Genomic DNA, 18206 nt, shown 5'->3' with positions numbered 1-18206 from the left:
TCGCTACTTGGTATGGCACTGGGCGCACTTGTCCTTGCCGAAGGGGCCCTTGCCGAGCTTTTCATGGCATCCCATGCACTGGCCGTGGAAGGCGTCCATGCGACCGGGGATCAGCTTGTCCGCGCTCTTCTGCACATGGCAGACCGTGCAATCAGCGTACAGGGGATCGACCTTGCCCTTCACCGCTTCGGCGTCCTTGCGGGTGGGCTTCAGTTCATGACAGTTGGCGCAGCCCTTGGCCTTGCCGAACATGTCCTGGTGGCAGGTGGCGCAGCGCGCGTGCACGGCATCGGCCAGGACGGGCGGCGTGCCGGGCTCCGCGGCCTTCCAGGCGGGGCGGGCGCCGGCGTCATGGCAGTTGGCGCAGTTCTGCGGTTCGGGCTCGATGCCCGTGTCCGCGTGGTGGCAGGAGGTGCAGTCCACGCCGAAGTCCTCGGCATGCTGCCTGTGGCCCCACTGCCTGGCCGCCAGCGTGTAGTGATGACAGGTGACGCAGCTTTCCTGGGGATAGCTCTTGGCGTGCCCTGCCTTGAAGGCATCGTCCAGAGCCACGCCATGACAGCTGGCACAGGCCAGGGCCTTGTCCGGCGTCTTCTGCAGGCTCTCGTGATGGCAGGTGGCGCAATCTTCCTTGAGCAGCTGGCTGTGCTTCTGATGGTCGAAGACCACGGGACCGCCTGCGTTGTCGAACAGGATGCGGCGCGTGGCAGGTTCCTTGTCCCCCGCGACCGGGCCCGACGGCAGCAGATAGCCGACGATCCCCGCCACGGCCAGGACGACCGTCAGGATGGCGATGGAAAGATAACGTTTTTGCAATGCCTTGCCCCTCTTCCAAAAGGTGAACGGGATGGGAGCTCCGGCGTCCTGCCCGGCAGGAGCATGGCGCCGTTCGGGCCCCGGCAGGGACGTTTCCATCCCGCTGCGCCCTTGCGAACTCCGCAGCCTTCTTCGCGGCGGGCCCTCCCCCCACGGGAAAAGCCGCTTTCGGGCAGGCGGCGGGAGGTCCCCCGCAGCGGGGAACACCGGCCCCGGGCTGCCTGCCTCAGGCTATGTCACGATCATATCAGAGGGCGCGCCGGGGCGCGCCCCTTGATGCTTGTTGATGCCTACACGACGAAACGGTCGTCCTTGGCCACCTCTTCCCGCACGATCTTGAACAGCACGGGGCTCAGCAGCAGGACGCCGGTCAGGTTGGGCAGCGCCATCAGGGCGTTGCAGGTATCGGCCAGCAGCCACACGGCGTCCAGGGCCAGCACGGAGCCCACGCCCACCGCCAGGCAGTAGACCACGCGGAAGATCATCTGGGCGCGGTCGCCGAAGAGGTAGATGGCGCAGCGCTCGCCGTACACGCACCAGCCGAGGATGGTGGTGAAGGCGAAGAAGCTCAGGCAGACCGTCACCGCGAACTGGCCCACGCCGGGCAGGGCCTGCTCGAAGGCCATGGAGGTCATCATGCCCGCGGAGGCGGAACCGGCCGTCCAGGTGCCCGTCACCAGGATGACGAAGCCCGTCATGCTGCAGACGATGATGGTATCGATGAAGACGTCGAGCATGCCGATGGAGGCCTGCACCAGCGGGGTCTCGGCCGTGGAGGCCGCATGGGCCATGGGCGCGGTGCCCAGGCCGGCTTCATTGGAGAAGATGCCGCGGGCCATGCCCTGGCGGATGGCCATCATCACCGTGGCGCCCACGAAACCTCCCGTGGCCGCCGTGGGCTGGAAGGCGTCGGAGATGACCCACCAGAAGACGGAGGGCACCTTTTCGATGTTCATGCCGATGATGAGCAGGCACATGAAGACGTACATGATGGCCATGAAGGGCACGATCTTGCCGGCCACGGCGCCGATGCGCCGCACGCCGCCCAGCAGCACGGCCACGCACAGGGCCACCAGCAGCAGGCCGCAGAACCAGGCGGGCAGGCCGAAGGTGCCGGAGATGTTGTCCGTGATGGCCTTGGCCTGCACCATGCCGCCCGTGCCGATGCAGGCGCAGATGCCGAACACGGCGAAGCAGGTGCCCAGCCAGACCCACTTGGGTCCCAGGCCGTTCTTGATGAAGTACATGGCCCCGCCCACCCAGTTGCCGGCGGGGGTCTTTTCACGGAAATGCACGGAGAGCAGGACTTCGCTGAACTTGGTCATCATGCCCACCAGGGCCGTGACCCACATCCAGAACAGGGCGCCGGGGCCGCCGATGGCGATGGCCAGGGCCACGCCCACCACGTTGCCGGTGCCGATATCGGCGGCCAGGGCGGTCATGAGGGCGTTCCAGGGCGAGATCTCGCCCTGTTCGGACTGGTGGGAGCGCCCCTGCCACAGACACTTGTAGGCCCGTATCCAGTTACGGAAAGAGAAGCAGCGCAGAGCAATGTTCAGATAGACGCCCGTGCCCACCAGCAGGATCAGCATGACCGGGCACCACAAAAAGCCGTTAAAGGTTTCCAAAAGCTTGTAAAGCTGCTCCACAGCCACATCCTCCCGGGGCTCGCCCCTGTCCTCTCGTTGCTGTCTTCCACCGGCAGGCTCCCGCCGGATGGAATGTCCGCACCACAGCGAATGGCGCAATCACACATTAGCACGCTTTGTGCGTCGCTGCAAAGGGGCGGACTCTGCTTCATGCCGGTTTTGTACGGAAAAATGCGCACTTTGTTATGTAATGCACATAGTTCCGCTATGACTGTTTACACAAACAGCCAAAATTTTTTCGCATTGTTTAAGAAATAATGAACAAGCCTCACAAAAGAACATGATAAAACTGTAGATGAAAAAAATGATACTTTATTTTTTTGTGTTATTGCGTCAAAGACATATCCGGCACACAAGTCCATATGCGTACAGTTTTTTTATTTTGCAGTAGCATGACGGCTCCACGGCCGCACTTTTCCGGCGGCTTTCGGCTGTCACATTTTGCAATGAAGCCGGACAAATTTTTTGCAAAATTTTTGAAAATTTTTCTCTTGTCCCCTGTTTCCCTTCCCTTTTTTCCCTGGCCCACGGGCCTGCGGCCGGAGACCGGCAGCAAAAAAGGCAGCCCGAAAGCTGCCTTTTGTCATTCACGGTCCCCCGCGACGTCTGCTGACGGGACAACCTTCATCCGGCCGTGCCGGGAGCAGGCCGGTCGCGCTGTCAGGCCGCCGGACTAGGCTTTGGCCATTTCCACCAGTTCCTTGCGGGTGAAGAGGGAGTGCAGTTCGTAACCGGCTTCCTGCAGCTTCTCGCGGCCGCCTTCCTCGCGGTCCAGGATGCAGCAGACGGCCACGATCTCCAGACCGGCGGCGCGCACGCGGTCGCAGGCCTTGAGCAGGGAACCGCCGGTGGTCACCACGTCTTCCAGCATGGCCACCTTGTCGCCGGGCTTGAAATTGCCCAGACCTTCCACGAACTGGCCGGTGCCGTGGTCCTTGGCCTCCTTGCGCACCAGCAGGCCGTTGAGCGGGCGGCCCGCTTCGTGCGAGATGGCGGTGGTGGCCGATACCAGCGGGTCCGCGCCCATGGTCATGCCGCCCACGCCCACCACGGGCACGTCCTTGAGCAGGTCGTTGAACAGGGTGCCGATGAGCCAGGAGCCTTCGGCATGGAGGGCGGTCACGCGGCAATCGAAGTAATAGTCGCTACGGCGGCCGGAAGCCAGGACGAAGTCGCCTTCGCGGTAGGACTTTTCCACCAGCAGGCGGGCAAGACGACGCTTGATCTCCAGAATGGACTGCTGCACGGGAGCCTCCTAGTTGCCGAAGACGCGCTTGTAGATGACGTCTTCGTATTTGAGATAGTAGGTGGGATCGAAAAGTTCGGCCAGCCGGGCGTCGCCCAGGCGCTCATGCATGTCGGCATCGGACTTCACCAGTTCGGGGAAGGGCTTGCGGGTCTCCCAGCTCTGCATGGCCAGACGCTGCACGGCCTCATAGGCCTTCTGGCGCGGCAGGCCGGTGGCGATGAGGGCCGTCAGCACGCGCTGGGAGAAGTACAGGCCGTAGGAGCGTTCCATGTTTTCCTTCATGCGCTCGGGCTTGACCACCAGACCGTCCAGCAGGCGGCAAAGGCGGTTGAGCACATAGTCGGCCAGGATGGTGGAGTCGGGCATGATGACGCGCTCCACGGAGGAGTGGCTGATGTCGCGCTCGTGCCAGAGGGCCTGGTTCTCCATGGCGGCCACGGCGTTGCTGCGGATCAGGCGGGAAAGGCCGGCCATGTTCTCGGCCGAGATGGGGTTCTTCTTGTGCGGCATGGCCGAGGAGCCCTTCTGGCCCTTGGCGAAGCCTTCTTCCACTTCCAGCACCTCGGTGCGCTGCAGGTGGCGCAGTTCCACGCACAGGCGCTCGATGCCGCCGGCCAGGATGGCCAGGGAGGTGAAGAAATGGGCGTAGCGGTCGCGCTGCACGATCTGGGTGGAATGCGGGTCCACGGCCAGGCCCAGACGGGCCAGGGCCTTTTCCTCCAGCTCGGGCGAAAGGAAGGCGTAGGTGCCCACGGCGCCGGAGATCTTGCCCACGCGCACGCTCTCGATACCGGCCTTGACGCGCTCCAGATGGCGCTGGAACTCGGCATGGAAGCCGGTCATCTTGAGGCCGAAGCTGGTGGGCTCGGCGTGGATGCCGTGGGTGCGGCCCATGCAGAGCACGCCCTTGTGCTTGCGGGCCAGGGCCTCGAGGGAGGCCAGCACCTTCTCGATGTCTTCCACGATGAGCTTGCCGGCCTGCACGAACAGATAGCCGTTGGCGGTGTCCACGATGTCGGAGGAGGTGCAGCCCAGATGGATGTAGCGGGCGTCGGGGCCCACCTTCTCTTCCAGGGAGGTCAGGAAGGCGATGACGTCATGACGGGTGGTCTGCTCGATCTCGAGGATGCGTTCCACGTCGATGTCGGCTTTCTCGCGGATGGTCTTCACGGCCTCGGCGGGGATGCGTCCCAGTTCGGCCCAGGCCTCGCACACGGCCACCTCCACCGCCAGCCAGGCGCGGTAGCGGTTCTCCAGGGTCCAGATGCGGCCCATGGCGGGCCGGGTGTAGCGGTCGATCATAAACTACCTCACGCGGAAGGGGTCGACGAAGAAGCGGCGGAAGAGCCCGTGCCGCCTGACGTGCTACCGGAAGAGCTGCCGGCATCGCCGCCGGACGGGGAGGCCTTCGCCGGCGCGGAGGCGGGAGAGGAAGGGGCGGACGTGCTGTTCTCGTCCTTGATGCCCTTGCGGTAGCCGTAATCGCTGACATACCAGCCGCCGCCCTTGAGCACGAAGGACGTGTGCGACATGACCCGCGGCGAGGACGTGCCGCACTCGGGACAGGGCTCCTGGGCGTGCATGTCGGTCACATGGGTCCATTCTTCAAAGACTTTCTGACAGTTGGGACACTTGTATTCGTAAATGGGCATAGCAATAACGCCAAGAACGGCCACGACAGCCCCTTTGCCCGGGGCCATCGGCCGTTAGCTGAAATTCGCGGCTCCCCGCAGGGAACCGGCATGGACTGTCCGCGGGGACTAGGCCTTGGCGGCCTTGGCTTCGCGCACGCGCTGCTTCAGACGTTCAGCGCGACGATGACGGCGGCGGTCCAGTTCCTTCTTACGCTCGATCTTCTTGTGAGCCATGGTTTCCTCCACGGGGGGAATGCCCCCATTGAATTTTGGTAGAAAAGCATAGCCCAAAGGTTTTTCAAAGTCCAGCATGGAGAACGATACGACGGACAGGCCCGTCCGCACGGCAGGAGCCCCGCCTTGCCGGGATCGTCCCGGCCCTGTATCGTGGACAGGTGCCTGCAGGCACACGGATACCGCGGAGGAAACATGAAAAAACTGCTCGTCCTTGCCGTCTTCTCCTTGCTGCTGTGTGCCGCCTTTCCGGCACAGGCGGATGATATCCTGGCCTCAAAAAAGCCGTCCCCTCCACGGCAGGTCTCCGCGCCGCTTTACAGCAGCCTGACCGTGCCGCAATTGTGCGACCTGCTCAAGCAGTGGGACAGCTCGTGCCGGGCCGAACCCGTGGACGATGTCGTGAAGATCCGCCTGGACGGCATCAATGCCCTGTTCCTGCTCAATGACGAGCGCGACTCGCTCCAGTATTTCGTACGCTTCGAAAGCGATGTCCCCCTGGATCACGTCAATCTGTGGAACACGGAATACCGTTACGCACGGCATTATGTGCAAACGCTCGACGACGGCACCAGGGTCATCAATATGGAACTCGACCATACCCTGTGCGGCGGCGTCAGCAAGAAAAACATCTTCGAGTTCTTCGAACTGGCACGGCTGCTCACGGCCACCCTCAAGCAGAACCTCGAGAAGTGAGGCCCTTCCCTGCCGGGGCCTGCCGTGTCAGGCGTCTCCGGCGCGCCGGTCCCGGCGTCATGCCCTTCCGCGCACGGGGCCTCCGGGCCCCGTTGCCAGCGGCCCGCTTCTTGCCTACACTGCGCGGTCATGAAACATGTCATCATCTATACCGACGGCTCCTGCCTGGGCAATCCCGGCCGGGGCGGCTGGGCCGCCATCCTTTGCCTGGCGGGCAGCACGGCCCGCCGCGAACTGGTGGGCGGCGCGCGCCTGACCACCAACAACCGCATGGAACTGGGCGGCGTCATCGCGGCCCTCTCCGCCCTGCGCGAAGCCTGCCGGGTGGACCTCTACACCGATTCCAAATACGTCTGCGACGCGGTGGAAAAAGGCTGGCTGGCCGGCTGGCAGAAGCGCAACTGGGTCAAGAGCGACAGGAAGCCCGTGCTCAACGTGGACCTCTGGCAGCAGCTCCTGCCCCTGCTGCGCACCCATCAGGTCAGCTTCCACTGGCTGCGCGGCCATGCCGGACACCGCGAAAACGAACGCTGCGACGAACTGGCCCGCGCCTTCGCCGCCGGTCCCGACCTGCCCGAGGACACGGGCTTCACGGCCGCCCAGGCATGATCCCGCGCCCCGCCCATGAGCGACATCCTGTCCCCTGATCTCCTGTCTTCCCTGGCCCAGCTCCGGCACGGCCTGCTCTGGCCCCTGCTGCGCCTGCTGCTGGGCCTGTGCGCGGGCCTGCTGCTGGCCAACCTGCTGGAAGCCCTGCGCTGGACCCGCCACCTGGCCCGCCTGGCCACGCCCCTGGCCCGGGCCGCCCACCTGCGCGAAGTGGCGGGCGCGGCCTTCTCCCTGGCCTTCGTCTCCCCGGCGGCCGCCAACGGCCTGCTCTCCGAGAGCCACCGGAACGGCGAGCTCGACGGCCGGGAACTCATGCTGGCCAACCTCTTCAACAGCTTCCCGGCCTATCTGGTGCATACGCCCACCATCTTCCTGCTCACCTGGCCCGTGCTGGGCTGGCCCGCCGTGGTCTATGTGGGCCTGACCCTGCTGGCCGCCGTGGGCCGCACCGGCCTGACCATCGTCGTCTCCCGCCGCCTGCTGCCCCCGCCGCCGCCCGGCTGCGCGGCCTGCGCCGCCGCCACGGACACGGAGACCGGCTGGCGCGCCGCCGCCCGCAAGGCCTGGAAACGCTTTCGCCGCCGGGTGCCCAAGCTGGTCTGCTTCACGGTGCCCGTCTACATCATCATGTATCTGTTGCAGCGCTACGGCCTGTTCGCCGCCGCCGAAAGCTGGCTGGCCGCCCATATGGGATGGCTGGCCTTCCTCAAGCCGCAGGCCGTGGGCATCATCGTCCTGCACCTGGCCGCCGAGCTGGGCGCGGCCCTGGGCGCGGCGGGCAGCGTGCTGCAGACCGGCGGCCTTGAGCCCCGCGACGTGGTGCTGGCCCTGATGGTGGGCAACATCCTGTCCACGCCCATGCGCGCCATCCGCCACCAGCTGCCCGCCTACGCCGGTTTCTACCGGCCGGCCCTGGCCCTGCGCCTGATCCTGGCCAACCAGGGCCTGCGCGCCGCCAGCATGGCCGTGGTCACCCTGCTGTACTGGTGGGCCGCATTTTAGTAAGGAACAGCCGGGAGGGCGGGGAAAACTTTGGGGCAACGGTCCTCCTTCTCCCCCTCGCGCGCCCCTCCCCTGTCCCAAACCGTCATCAGGGGGACAGACGGGGACGGGGCGTGTACGGGCAACGTACGGCCTGTCCGCAGGCAGGGCGGTCGTGCCCGCACGGACGCCATCCGGGACCGCAGGCCGGCCCCTGTCCGCCGGGCGGGGATGCCTGACGGCGAACGCCCCGCTATCCCCGAAGCCCCGGCAGCCGCACTGCCCGGCCAAACATGAGGAAACGAGCATGAACGAGACTCCCCGCCAGATCCACTGCGTCAAACCCGAATACAGCGGCGCGCGCGTCACCGTGCGCCTGCAGCCCGAAGACCACTGGCTCTCCATCCCCCGGCCCAAGACCTCCCGCCAGCTGCTGACGGCCCTGGGTCTGGCCGAGGAATGCGCCCTGGTGGCCCGCGACGGCGAACTGCTCACCCCGGACCGCCAGATCTGGCCCAATGACGAACTGTTGGTGCGCAAGGTGGCCAGCGTGGGCTAGACCCGTCCCTGACGGGGAGGGAACATGATCAGCCGCGAAGAGATCTTTGCCCATGTGAAGACCGCCTTTTGCACGGAGCCGGACTATCCCTGGCCGCAGTATCCCCGCTATGCGGTGCTGCGCCATCGCCGGGGACGGAAGTGGTACGGCCTGATCCTGGACGTGCCCAGGAGCAGGCTGGGCCTGGACGGGGACGGACAGGCGGAGATCATCAACCTGCGCTCCGACTGCGTGCTGGACCTGCTCATCGACGGCACGCCGGGCATCCTGCCCGCCTACCACATGAACAAAAAGAACTGGATCTCCGTCATCCTGGACGGAGGCATCACGCACGAGGCCCTTTACCGGCTCATCGACGAAAGCCACGCCCTGACCAGGAGCAGGAGCGCCCGGCCCCGCCGCGACGGGACGTCCCGCGCGCAATGAGCATCCGGGATGGGACGAGGCCGGGAAAGCGCAGCCCTCCGCCCCGTCCCTCATATCGACATTTGGCCCATTGCATGGTACTTGCGGCAGATGTTCGATTTTGCATTCAACGCGCAGCGTTTCGCTGTCTACCTGATCCCCACCCTGCTCGGCATCATCCTGCACGAAGTGGCCCACGGCTGGATGGCCTCCCGCAGGGGCGACCAGACCGCCCGTTTCCTGGGCCGCCTGACGCTCAATCCCGTTTCGCACTTCGATCCGCTGGGCGCGGCGGTCTTCCTGCTCACCAGCCTGGGCACGGGCTTCATCTTCGGCTGGGCCAAGCCCGTGCCGGTCAATGTGCGCAACCTGCGCGACCCGGCGCGCGACATGATGTGGGTGGCCCTGGCCGGCCCTGTGGCCAACTTCGCGCTGGCCGTGCTCTTCGCCCTGATCCTGGGGGGCGTGGTGGCCCTGCTGCCCGGGCACGAGATATCGGACACCACGCGCTACTTCCTGCTGGTGCTGGTGGCCGGGGTCAACATCAACCTCTGTCTGGCCTGGATCAACCTGCTGCCCATCCCGCCGCTGGACGGCAGCAAGATCGTGGCCTATTTCCTGCCGCCGCGCGCCGCCTGGGCCTATATGGACGCCGGGCGCTACGGCTTCATCATCCTCATCCTCCTGCTGGCCACGGGCCTGCTGGGCAGGATACTCGGACCTCTCATCGGCGGCGGCAGCGACCTGCTGCTCTCGCTTGTCGGTATCAAGTAAGTAACGGAACTTCTAAAGGAATCTTGCAATGAGCACTGTTCGTCCGCGTACGGTTTCGGGCATGCGTCCCACCGGGCCGCTCCATCTGGGTCACTATTTCGGCGTCCTCAAGAACTGGGTTGAGCTCCAGAACAGCGAGGAAGCCTACTTCTTCGTGGCCGACTGGCACGCCCTGACCAGCGATTACGCCGATCCCTCCAACATCGCCACCAACGTGGAAGAAATGGTCAAGGACTGGGTGGCCGCCGGTCTGGACCCCGAAAAGTGCGTCATCTTCCGCCAGAGCTCCGTCAAGGAACATGCCGAACTGAGCCTGCTGCTCTCCATGATCACGCCTGTTTCCTGGCTGGAACGCAACCCCACCTACAAGGAACAGCAGCAGCAGATCACCAACAAGGACCTGGGCAACGCGGGCTTCCTCTGCTACCCCGTGCTCATGGCCGCGGACATCCTCATGTACCGGCCCCACGGCGTGCCCGTAGGGGAGGACCAGCTGCCCCACATGGAGCTGACCCGCGAGATCGCCCGCCGCTTCAACTACCTCTACGGCGGCGATTTCTTCCCCGAACCGCAGGCCATGCTCACCCCGGCGGCCAAGTGCCCCGGCCTTGACGGCCGCAAGATGTCCAAGAGCTACAACAACGGCATCTTCCTGCGCGACACCATGGCCGACATCGAACCCAAGGTGCGCGGCATGTTCACCGACCCGGCCCGCCTGCGCAAGAGCGACCCCGGCAACCCGGACGTCTGCAACCTCTTCCCCTACCATGTGCTGCTGGCCAGCCCCGAGGAACAGGCCGAGATCCGCAGCGGCTGTACGGCCGCCGGCATCGGCTGCGTGGAATGCAAGAAGCGCTTCCTCAAGAATCTGGAAGCCTTCCTGGCGCCCCTGCAGGAACGCCGCGCCGCCCTGGCCGCCCGGCCCGGCGCCGTGGCCGAGATCCTGGCCGCCGGCAACGAACGCGCCCGCGCCTTCGCCTCCGTCACGCTGGCCGAAGTGCGCGCCAGGATGGGGCTGTAAGCGCCTTGAAGTGGGTCGGCATCGACTACGGCCTGGCCCGCACGGGCCTGGCCGCCACGGACCCGGAAGGCATCATGGCCTATCCGCTGACCACCATCCGCCTGGCCGACTACGCCAACCGCAAGGAGTTCCTGGCGGCGCTGGCCGGGCGGATCCTTGAGGAGCGCCCCGACGCCGTGGTCATGGGCCTGCCCCTGCTCGCCGACGGCGGCGAAAGCATGACCACGCGGCAGGTGCGCAACGTCACCGAACGCCTCAAGCGCCGCGTGCCCCTGCCCTTTTATTTCATGTCCGAGCTGCTCAGTTCCGAGGCCGCCGAACGCGAACTGCGCGAGGCCGGCCGCACGGGCCGCCGCTGCAAGGCCGTGCTGGACCAGCAGGCCGCGGTGCGCATCCTGGAGTCCTTCCTTTCCCTCAGCCCCGACCAGCGGAGACCGGCATGAAGACCGCACTGCGCATCCTGGCTGTCCTCTTCCTGCTGGCGGCGGCCGCCGCCGGCTGGCTGGGATACGAGGCCTGGACCTTCCTCAAGACGCCCCCGGCCACACCCGGGCAGGAGGCCTTCTTCGACGTGGAGCCCGGCGCCAGCGTGCGCCGCGTGGCCGACCGCCTGCAGGAGCGCGGGATCATCACCGACGCGCGCAAGTTCCTGCTCCTGGCCCGCTACAAGCAGTGGGACAGCCGCCTGCAGGCCGGGCGCTTCGCCCTCAACACGGGCTGGCTGCCCGAACAGGTGCTGGATACCCTGGTCAACGGCCGGCCGGTGCTCTTCCGCGTCACCGTGCCCGAGGGCCTGACCTGGTGGCAGACCGGCAAGCTGCTGGAGGAGGCCGGGCTGGTGCGCTTCGAGGACTTCCGCGCCGTCATCACGGACCCGGACTTCCTGCGCCACTACGGCATCCCCTTCGAGACGGCCGAAGGCTTCCTCATGCCCGACACCTATCTGCTCAAGAAGGCCGATACGCCCGACAGGGCCCAGGCCCGCAGCGTGGCGGGCCGCATGGTGGACAATTTCTGGCGCAAGGGCGACGCCCTCTGGCCCGGCGGCAAACGGCCGTCCCGCGCCGAGCTGCGCCGCCTGGTCATCCTGGCCTCCATCGTGGAGAAGGAGACCGCCTTTGCCGACGAGCGGCCGCGCGTGGCCGGCGTCTACGCCAACCGCCTGCGCATCAACATGCTGCTCCAGGCCGATCCCACGGTCATCTACGGCCTGGGTCCCGGCTTTGACGGCAATCTGCGCCGCACGCATCTGGACGACGCCGGCAACATCTACAACACCTACCAGCGTCCCGGACTGCCGCCCGGCCCCATCTGTTCCTTCGGCGCCAGCGCCCTGGCCGCGGCCATCGCCCCCGAGGAACACAAGTTCCTCTACTTCGTGGCCATCACCGACGGCGGCCGCCACGCCTTTTCCACCAACCTCAACGACCACAACCGCGCCGTGCGCCAGTATCTCAGGAACCGCCGCGCCCAGCGCCAGCCATAACAGGAAGGCACGTCATGAAGTATTTGATCATGGAAGATTTTTCCGGCCAGCCCGTGCCCTTTATCTTTCCCCGCCGCGTGGACCATGCCGACATGCGCGACCAGCTCCCCTACGGGCAGGTCATCTCCGCCGGTGTGGTGGAACACGGCCCCGAGGGCTTCTCCTGCCACGGCGGCAACGCCGAGCTCAACGTCAAGGCCCGGCCCGAACAGGACGCGGCCATCATCGCCGAGGCCCTGCGGGTACGGTAAGGGCCCCGTCAGGAAAAGGCCGCTTGCGGGAAGGCTCCCTTTTTGCCGAACGCCCAAAAGAGCTTCCTCTCCCCTGAGCCCCCCATCCTCCCCCCAAGGCGTCCCCTCTGCGACAGGCCCGGAACTGGGCAGTCCCGGGCGGCAGCCTAGGGACGTGCTCTCTGCATGTCGCGCATGCCAAACCGGAGCATCCCCTGCCCAAACCCGCCACAAGTGCTTTCTCCCGTTGGAAGCAAGCCCCAGCCCATGGGACATGGCCCCTGTAAAAAGGACGCGCCCGCGAGAATGCTGTCTCGCGGGCGCGTTTCGTATTTTTCCGGGGAAAATGCCGCCCCCCACCCAAAAACCTCCCCTTTCATCAAAGCGCGCCGGGGAGGGGGCGTTTGAGGGGGGGACCGCCTCTCGCGCCAGCAGCGACCGGATGGCGGCCGCAGGCCGTGCCCGTTGGCGACGCAGGAACATTACGGGCATCGACAGCAATGATGAAGGGATCCCCCCTCAAAAAAACATCACCCCCGGCGGTCAAAAAAGCCGCTGACCGCCCCTTCCACCATCCCGGCCCCGCCGAAGCCGTGGGCCTCCAGCACCTGCCGCAGCCGCGGCAACAGGGCGGCGGGCAGGGTGGCGGCCTGCAGGAGCGGCGCCGGCGTCAGGCGCAGACGGAAATCCCCCAAGCCGGGCAAGGCGGCCAGGTCGGCTTCGGCAGCGGCCAGACGGGCCAGCAGGGCCGGTTCAGGATGCATGCCGTAGGCCAGCCGGGTCAGCAGGCAGGGCCGGGCGGCCTGTTGCGGGTCGTCCAGGCCCCAGGCCGCGCCCAGGCGGCGCAGATCCTGTTTATTGAGCCCGGCCAGGGCCAGGGGCGAGAGCACCCCCGCCTCGCGCACGGCGCGCTGTCCGGGCCGGAAGGCGATCAGATCGTCGGCATTGCTGCCGTCGCAGAGGATGCGGCAGCCGCCCGCAACGGCCAGGGCTTCGCGCAGACGGCGCATGAGGGCCCGTTTGCAGGCATGGCAGCGCTCGCGGCTGTTCGCCGCCACTTCGGGCAGGGAAAGGGGATCGTGCCGCACTTCCAGCAGGGGCAGCCCCTGCGTCCGGGCCCAGCGGCGCGCCGCCACGCTCTCGCCCTGCGGCACATGCGGCCCCGCGGCGTGCAGGGCCAGCACGTCGCAGCCCGCGCGCCGCAGGGCGAAACAGAGGAAACGGCTGTCCAGCCCGCCGGAAAAGGCCACGGCCAGCGGCCAGCCCCGCAACGCGGGCAGCAGGGCCTGCCAGCGGGCCTCGGGACCTACCACGTCAGACGGACCTTGGCGCCCTTCGCGGCCATGACTTCCTTGCACTGACGGATGCTGTACTGCCCGTAATGGACGATGGAGGCGATGAGCGCCGCCGAGGCGCCGCCCCTGCTCACGGCGTCGTACATGTGTTCGGGCGCGCCCGCGCCGCCGGAGGCGATGACCGGGATGCTCACGGCGTCCACGATGGCCCGGGTCAGGGTCAGCTCGTAGCCGTCGCGGGTGCCGTCGGCGTCGATGGAATTGACGCAGAGCTCGCCCGCGCCCAGCTGCTGGCAGGTGCGCGCCCATTCGATGGCGTCGATGCCCATGCGCCGGCGGCCGCCCTGGATGACGATCTCGTAGCCGGAGGGGATGCCCTCGCTCACGGGCACGCGCAGCACGTCCATGCCCACCACGATGGCCTGCGAGCCGAAGGCCGCCGCGCCGTCGGCCACCAGATCGGGATTGCGCACGGCCGCGGAATTGACCGAGACCTTTTCGGCTCCGGCATTGAGTACGGCGCGCATGTCGGCCACGGAGGAGATGCCGCCGCCCACGCTGAAGGGGATGAAGATCTGCGAGGCCACGCGCTCCACCACATCCAGGAAGATGCCGCGTTCCTCGGCCGAGGCCGTGATGTCGTAGAAGACGATCTCGTCCGCGCCTTCCTCATAGTAGCGGCGGGCGCTCTCCACGGGGTCGCCGATATCCACGTTGCCCTGGAACTTGATGCCCTTGGTCAGACGGCCCGCACGCACATCCAGGCAGGGGATGACTCGTTTGCTAAGCATGGCGCACCTCGTTGCAGTACTCGTAGAAATTGCGCAGGACGGTCAGGCCGGGGCGGCCGCTCTTTTCCAGATGGCACTGCACGGCCCAGAGGCCGTCGCGGCCGTAGACGGAGCAGAATTCCCGGCCGTAGACCGTGGTGGCCATGACCAGCTCGGGCGCGGGCTCCACATAGTAACTGTGCACGAAGTAGAATTCCGCACCGGCTTCGAGGCCACGCAGCAGGCGGCCCGGGCGCACGATCTCCAGGCTGTTCCAGCCCATGTGCGGCACCGGCGCGGGGCTGCCGTCCTCTTCCTTCATGTGGTCGGGGAAGCGCACGCAGCGGCCGGGCACGATACCCAGGGTGCGCATGTCGTTCTCCTCGCTGTATTCCAGCAGGATCTGGCAGCCCAGGCAGATGCCCAGCAGGGGCTGGCCCTGGTCCACGGCGCGGCGCAGGGCGCTGTCCAGACCGGCGGAGGCCAGGGCCTCCATGGCCTGCCCGGCGGCGCCCACGCCGGGGAAGATGATGCCCTGGGCCTGTTCCAGTTCCGCAGGGTCGGCTGTGATATGGCAGGGGATGCCCAGATGCTCCAGCGCGCGGCGCACGCTGGTCTGGTTGCCTGCTTTGTATTCGAGAATGGCGAGCATGAAAGGATCCTTTGCTGCACGGTGACGGGAAGATATGAATATACGCCTTTCGCCCGGCGCAGGCAATGCGGGCCCGCGCCGCCCGTCCGCTCCCGGCATGGCCCCGGTTGGGCCCCGGCTGTCATCCGCCCCCTGTTCCGGCAGCGCCGATGCATGACCGGGCACCCGGGCACCGACCATCCCGCCGCAGGAAAAACGCTGCGGGCAGCGTGAACGGGGCCGGCCCGGGCCATCTGCGGCTTCAGGCCGCTCCCAGGCCAAATTCATCACTATTTTTTGTGAGAACGTGATTCAAATTAGCCGTAAAATCACGTTTATTTTATTTTTTCATTAACATTCCCTGCATATTAGCAAAAAAATAAAACGTGACAAACATATCCATATCGGTTTACTGTGGTTTCACCCCGTCGCACAACCCACGGAGGTGGTCCATGTACTTCCCCGTTTCCGGTATCGAATGTCACCCCCTGCTGCCCGTGCTGGCGGCCATGGGCATCTCCTTCGTCACGTCCATGGGCGGCCTGTCCGGCGCCTTCCTGCTCCTGCCCTTCCAGATGAGCTTCCTGGGCTACACAAGCCCCGGCGTCAGCGCCACCAACCATCTTTTCAACGTGCTGGCCTGCCCCGGCGGCATCCTGCGCTACGCCCGCGAAGGCCGCCTGCTCTGGCCCCTGGCCCTGACCGTGGCCGTGGGCACCCTGCCCGGCATCGTGCTGGGCTCGCTGGTGCGCGTCTACTGGCTGCCGGACCCCATCCGCTTCAAGGTCTTTGCCGGCTGCCTGCTGCTCTGGATCTTCTGGCGCATGCTGCGCGACCTGCGCGCGCCCTCCGCCCCCGCCCGCAAGGGCGGCCATATGGGCAGGGTCCTGGTCAGCCGCTGGGACCGCTCCCGTCTGGTCTTCAGCTTCGGCGAACAGCGCTACGACATCAGCTGCCCGCGCCTGGCGGCCCTGAGCCTGGGCATCGGTCTGGCCGGCGGCATCTACGGCATCGGCGGCGGCGCCATCCTCTCCCCCTTCCTGGTCAGCATCTTCGGCCTGCCCGTGCATGCCATCGCCGGGGCCCTGCTGCTGGGCACCTTCATGGCTTCCCTGGCCGGTGTGCTGGGCTACGGCTTCCTGGGCCTGTTCACCTCCCTGGACGGCATCGGCGCCGATCCCGTGCTGGGCCTGCTGCTGGGTCTGGGCGGGCTGGCGGGCAGCTATCTGGGGGCCCGCTGCCAGCGCTTCGTGCCCGCCCGCCGCATCAAGTGGGGACTGGCGCTCATTTTGCTCTTTACAGCACTGCGCTATCTGGGCCAAGCTCTCTAGGCGCCAGCCGCCGTCAGGGGCCGGCGCGGGCTCCGGCCGGGGCGCTCTCCCGGCCCGCCATGCCCGCGGGAGGGACTGTGGCCCCCTCCTGCCTTTGCCAACGCACCAGCCCGGGGGACCCCAGCCTGCCCCCCACCCAGAGGAAGACCATGAATCCCCCAGCTTCCCTGCCCATCGGCATCTTTGATTCCGGCATGGGCGGCCTGACCGTGCTCAAAGCCATCTCCGGCCGCCTGCCCGGAGAGAACCTGCTCTATCTGGGCGACACCGCCCGCCTGCCCTACGGCACCAAGAGCCGCGACACCATCATCCGCTACACCCTCAAGGCCGCGGGCCGACTGGTGGACGAGGGCGTCAAGATGCTGGTGGTGGCCTGCAATACCGCCACCTCCGCCGCCCTGCCGGAGCTGCGCGAGCATTTCGCGCCCCTGCCCGTGCTCGGTGTGGTCCGCCCCGGGGCCGAGGCCGCCGTGGCCGCCAGCCGCAACAAGCGCATCGTGGTCATCGCCACCGAGGCCACCATCGCCGGCGGCGCCTACCAGCAGGCCATCGCCTCCCTCTGCCCCGAGGCCCGCGTCCAAGGCCGGGCCTGCACCCTCTTCGTGCCCCTGGCCGAGGAGGGCTGGATGGACGGCCCCATCGTCGAAGGCATCGCCGGCCGCTATCTGGGCGACCTTTTCGCCCCGGACCGGCCCGACCGGCCGGACACCCTGGTGCTGGGCTGCACGCATTTCCCCCTCTTCCGGGAGACCCTGCGCCGTGTGGTGGGCGGGGATGTGCGCATCGTGGACTCCGCCGAGACCGCCGCGGTGGCGGTGGAAGCCCGCCTGCGGGAGCTGGACCTGCTGCGGCAGGACGGCGGCCCCGTCTCCTGCCGCTTCATGACCACGGACAACGTACTGCGCTTCATCCGCACCGGCAGCCTTTTTCTGGGGCATCCCCTCAAGAGCGCCGAGGTCAGTCTGGTGGACCTATCCTGAGCTGCGGCCGCCACGGGACGCCGTGACGGGCCGCCCGCCTGCCCGACGCGCCCTTCCCGGACCGCCCTTGTGCAAAAAGAGACGATCCATGCCCGGAAAACTTTGATATCCGGGCATTTTTCATTGACACGGGCCAAGGCCATAACGTATGCAAGCCCTGTCTGGCCTACATACTTGAAACCCGAAACTCTTTTTTTGGAGTGTACCTATGACCAAAGCTGAGCTTGTTGAAAAGATCCATGCCAAGGCCGGCCTGCCCACCAAGGCCAAGGCCGAAGAAGCCCTCGACGCCGTTGTGGCTGCCCTGCGGGAAGCCCTCGCTTCCGGCGAATCCGTGACCTTCACCGGTTTCGGCAGCTTCAAGGTCGTGGAACGCGCCGCCCGCAAGGGCCGCAATCCCCGCACCGGCAAGGAGATCACCATCCCCGCCAGCAAGGTTGCCAAGTTCACCCCCGGCAAGGGCCTGAAGGACGCCATCAAGTAAGATTTCGCTCAGCGATGCGGCGGCGTTCCCCCTGGGGGGCGCCGCTTTTTTTGTGCCCGCGGGCTGCCGCCGCCCCCTTTGCGCTTCGGACACAAACCTGCTATGCTGCACTGGCCGTTTCGGGCGGACAGCCGCAAGGCAGGCCCCGGCGGCAGACAGGCAGACGAAGCGCATGCCCCGGCCAGCGTGGCCGCGCGGCATGGAACGCGACCTGCCCCGGACGGAGGGGTGGCAGAGTGGTTGATTGCGGCGGTCTTGAAAACCGCTGAAGGTCCACGCCTTCCGGGGGTTCAAATCCCTCCCCCTCCGCCAAACCAGAGTCCACCAAAGTTCGTAGAAGTCCGCAAAGCCTTGAGCTGAGCGGGCTTTCTT

General features: G+C 66.6%; 21 protein-coding genes and 1 tRNA gene. 14 read left to right on the top strand and 8 right to left on the bottom strand.

Translation table 11 applies throughout. From position 1 onward, the window contains the following. Positions 1–3 precede the first annotated feature (3 nt). The 5 genes from Q1X76_RS04600 to Q1X76_RS04580 all read right to left on the bottom strand — a co-directional run bounded on the left by Q1X76_RS04600 (position 4) and on the right by Q1X76_RS04580 (position 5366). Positions 4–816: a cytochrome c3 family protein gene (locus tag Q1X76_RS04600; RefSeq protein WP_300718351.1), complete on the bottom strand. Its 813-nt coding sequence runs from the start codon at positions 814–816 to the stop codon at positions 4–6. 290 nt (positions 817–1106) lie between these two features. Beyond that, the gene (locus tag Q1X76_RS04595) at positions 1107–2465 is read right to left on the bottom strand and encodes a sodium:alanine symporter family protein (RefSeq protein WP_300718350.1); all 1359 of its coding nucleotides are present in this window, start codon (positions 2463–2465) and stop codon (positions 1107–1109) included. A gap of 673 nt (positions 2466–3138) precedes the next feature. Further along, positions 3139–3699, bottom strand: coding sequence for an orotate phosphoribosyltransferase (pyrE, locus tag Q1X76_RS04590; RefSeq protein WP_300718366.1), 561 nt, complete (start codon positions 3697–3699; stop codon positions 3139–3141). Between the two features lie 21 nt (positions 3700–3720). Further along, positions 3721–5016 carry an adenylosuccinate lyase gene (gene purB, locus Q1X76_RS04585; protein ID WP_300718349.1) on the bottom strand — a complete coding sequence of 432 codons (1296 nt, stop codon included), beginning with the start codon at positions 5014–5016 and terminating at the stop codon, positions 3721–3723. Positions 5017–5024: 8 nt separating this feature from the next. Next, positions 5025–5366, bottom strand: a complete 342-nt coding sequence (locus tag Q1X76_RS04580) for a zinc ribbon domain-containing protein (protein ID WP_300718348.1) — start codon at positions 5364–5366, stop codon at positions 5025–5027. A gap of 411 nt (positions 5367–5777) precedes the next feature. Between Q1X76_RS04580 and Q1X76_RS04575 the strand changes: the two genes are divergently transcribed. The 10 genes from Q1X76_RS04575 (at position 5778) to Q1X76_RS04530 (ending at position 12364) form a co-directional block, all read left to right on the top strand. Next, the gene (locus tag Q1X76_RS04575) at positions 5778–6278 is read left to right on the top strand and encodes a YbjN domain-containing protein (RefSeq protein WP_300718347.1); all 501 of its coding nucleotides are present in this window, start codon (positions 5778–5780) and stop codon (positions 6276–6278) included. Between the two features lie 129 nt (positions 6279–6407). Then, a complete protein-coding gene (gene rnhA / locus Q1X76_RS04570) occupies positions 6408–6887 on the top strand; it encodes a ribonuclease HI (protein ID WP_300718346.1) in 480 nt (159 codons plus the stop codon). A gap of 15 nt (positions 6888–6902) precedes the next feature. Then, the gene (locus Q1X76_RS04565; RefSeq protein WP_300718345.1) at positions 6903–7889 is read left to right on the top strand and encodes a hypothetical protein; all 987 of its coding nucleotides are present in this window, start codon (positions 6903–6905) and stop codon (positions 7887–7889) included. 286 nt (positions 7890–8175) lie between these two features. Continuing rightward, positions 8176–8427, top strand: coding sequence for a hypothetical protein (locus Q1X76_RS04560; RefSeq protein WP_300718344.1), 252 nt, complete (start codon positions 8176–8178; stop codon positions 8425–8427). Positions 8428–8451: 24 nt separating this feature from the next. Further along, complete coding sequence (locus Q1X76_RS04555; protein ID WP_300718343.1) at positions 8452–8853, top strand: MmcQ/YjbR family DNA-binding protein; 402 nt, start codon at positions 8452–8454, stop codon at positions 8851–8853. A gap of 90 nt (positions 8854–8943) precedes the next feature. Beyond that, the gene (locus Q1X76_RS04550) at positions 8944–9606 is read left to right on the top strand and encodes a site-2 protease family protein (protein ID WP_300718342.1); all 663 of its coding nucleotides are present in this window, start codon (positions 8944–8946) and stop codon (positions 9604–9606) included. A 28-nt stretch (positions 9607–9634) separates the two neighbouring features. Then, positions 9635–10627, top strand: coding sequence for a tryptophan--tRNA ligase (gene trpS / locus Q1X76_RS04545; protein WP_300718341.1), 993 nt, complete (start codon positions 9635–9637; stop codon positions 10625–10627). Positions 10628–10632: 5 nt separating this feature from the next. Then, positions 10633–11070 carry a Holliday junction resolvase RuvX gene (gene ruvX / locus Q1X76_RS04540; protein ID WP_300718340.1) on the top strand — a complete coding sequence of 146 codons (438 nt, stop codon included), beginning with the start codon at positions 10633–10635 and terminating at the stop codon, positions 11068–11070. After that, on the top strand, positions 11067–12113 hold the full coding sequence (gene mltG, locus Q1X76_RS04535; protein WP_300718339.1) for an endolytic transglycosylase MltG: 1047 nt from the start codon (positions 11067–11069) through the stop codon (positions 12111–12113). Before ruvX ends, mltG begins: the two co-directional genes overlap by 4 nt. A gap of 14 nt (positions 12114–12127) precedes the next feature. Then, the gene (locus tag Q1X76_RS04530) at positions 12128–12364 is read left to right on the top strand and encodes a hypothetical protein (protein ID WP_300718338.1); all 237 of its coding nucleotides are present in this window, start codon (positions 12128–12130) and stop codon (positions 12362–12364) included. Positions 12365–12873: 509 nt separating this feature from the next. On the opposite strand, the gene Q1X76_RS04525 is transcribed toward Q1X76_RS04530, so the two are convergent. The 3 genes from Q1X76_RS04525 to hisH are packed head-to-tail and all read right to left on the bottom strand — an operon-like array spanning position 12874 to position 15060. Continuing rightward, on the bottom strand, positions 12874–13656 hold the full coding sequence (locus Q1X76_RS04525; RefSeq protein ID WP_300718337.1) for a PP-loop family protein: 783 nt from the start codon (positions 13654–13656) through the stop codon (positions 12874–12876). Beyond that, entirely contained in the window at positions 13650–14429 is a 780-nt protein-coding gene (hisF, locus tag Q1X76_RS04520) for an imidazole glycerol phosphate synthase subunit HisF (RefSeq protein ID WP_300718336.1), read from the bottom strand. Before hisF ends, Q1X76_RS04525 begins: the two co-directional genes overlap by 7 nt. Then, positions 14422–15060 carry an imidazole glycerol phosphate synthase subunit HisH gene (gene hisH / locus Q1X76_RS04515; RefSeq protein ID WP_300718335.1) on the bottom strand — a complete coding sequence of 213 codons (639 nt, stop codon included), beginning with the start codon at positions 15058–15060 and terminating at the stop codon, positions 14422–14424. The genes hisF and hisH overlap by 8 nt, the downstream gene beginning before the upstream one ends. Positions 15061–15491: 431 nt before the next feature. On the opposite strand from hisH, the gene Q1X76_RS04510 reads away from it, so the two are divergent. From Q1X76_RS04510 to Q1X76_RS04495, 4 genes are all read left to right on the top strand, one after another. Then, positions 15492–16370 (top strand): sulfite exporter TauE/SafE family protein, encoded by an 879-nt coding sequence (locus Q1X76_RS04510; protein ID WP_300718334.1) that lies wholly within the window; start codon positions 15492–15494, stop codon positions 16368–16370. Positions 16371–16519: 149 nt separating this feature from the next. After that, positions 16520–17350, top strand: a complete 831-nt coding sequence (gene murI / locus Q1X76_RS04505; protein WP_300718333.1) for a glutamate racemase — start codon at positions 16520–16522, stop codon at positions 17348–17350. Between the two features lie 208 nt (positions 17351–17558). Next, on the top strand, positions 17559–17834 hold the full coding sequence (locus tag Q1X76_RS04500) for an HU family DNA-binding protein (protein WP_006007160.1): 276 nt from the start codon (positions 17559–17561) through the stop codon (positions 17832–17834). Between the two features lie 222 nt (positions 17835–18056). Continuing rightward, positions 18057–18146: transfer RNA gene (locus Q1X76_RS04495), tRNA-Ser, on the top strand. Positions 18147–18206: the final 60 nt, after the last annotated feature.

The sequence above is a fragment of the uncultured Desulfovibrio sp. genome, from assembly GCF_949282365.1.
In the GTDB taxonomy this organism is placed as follows: Bacteria; Desulfobacterota; Desulfovibrionia; order Desulfovibrionales; family Desulfovibrionaceae; genus Desulfovibrio.
The sequence above is the reverse complement of the archived record's forward strand: the minus strand, read 5'-3'. Positions and strand labels throughout refer to the sequence as shown.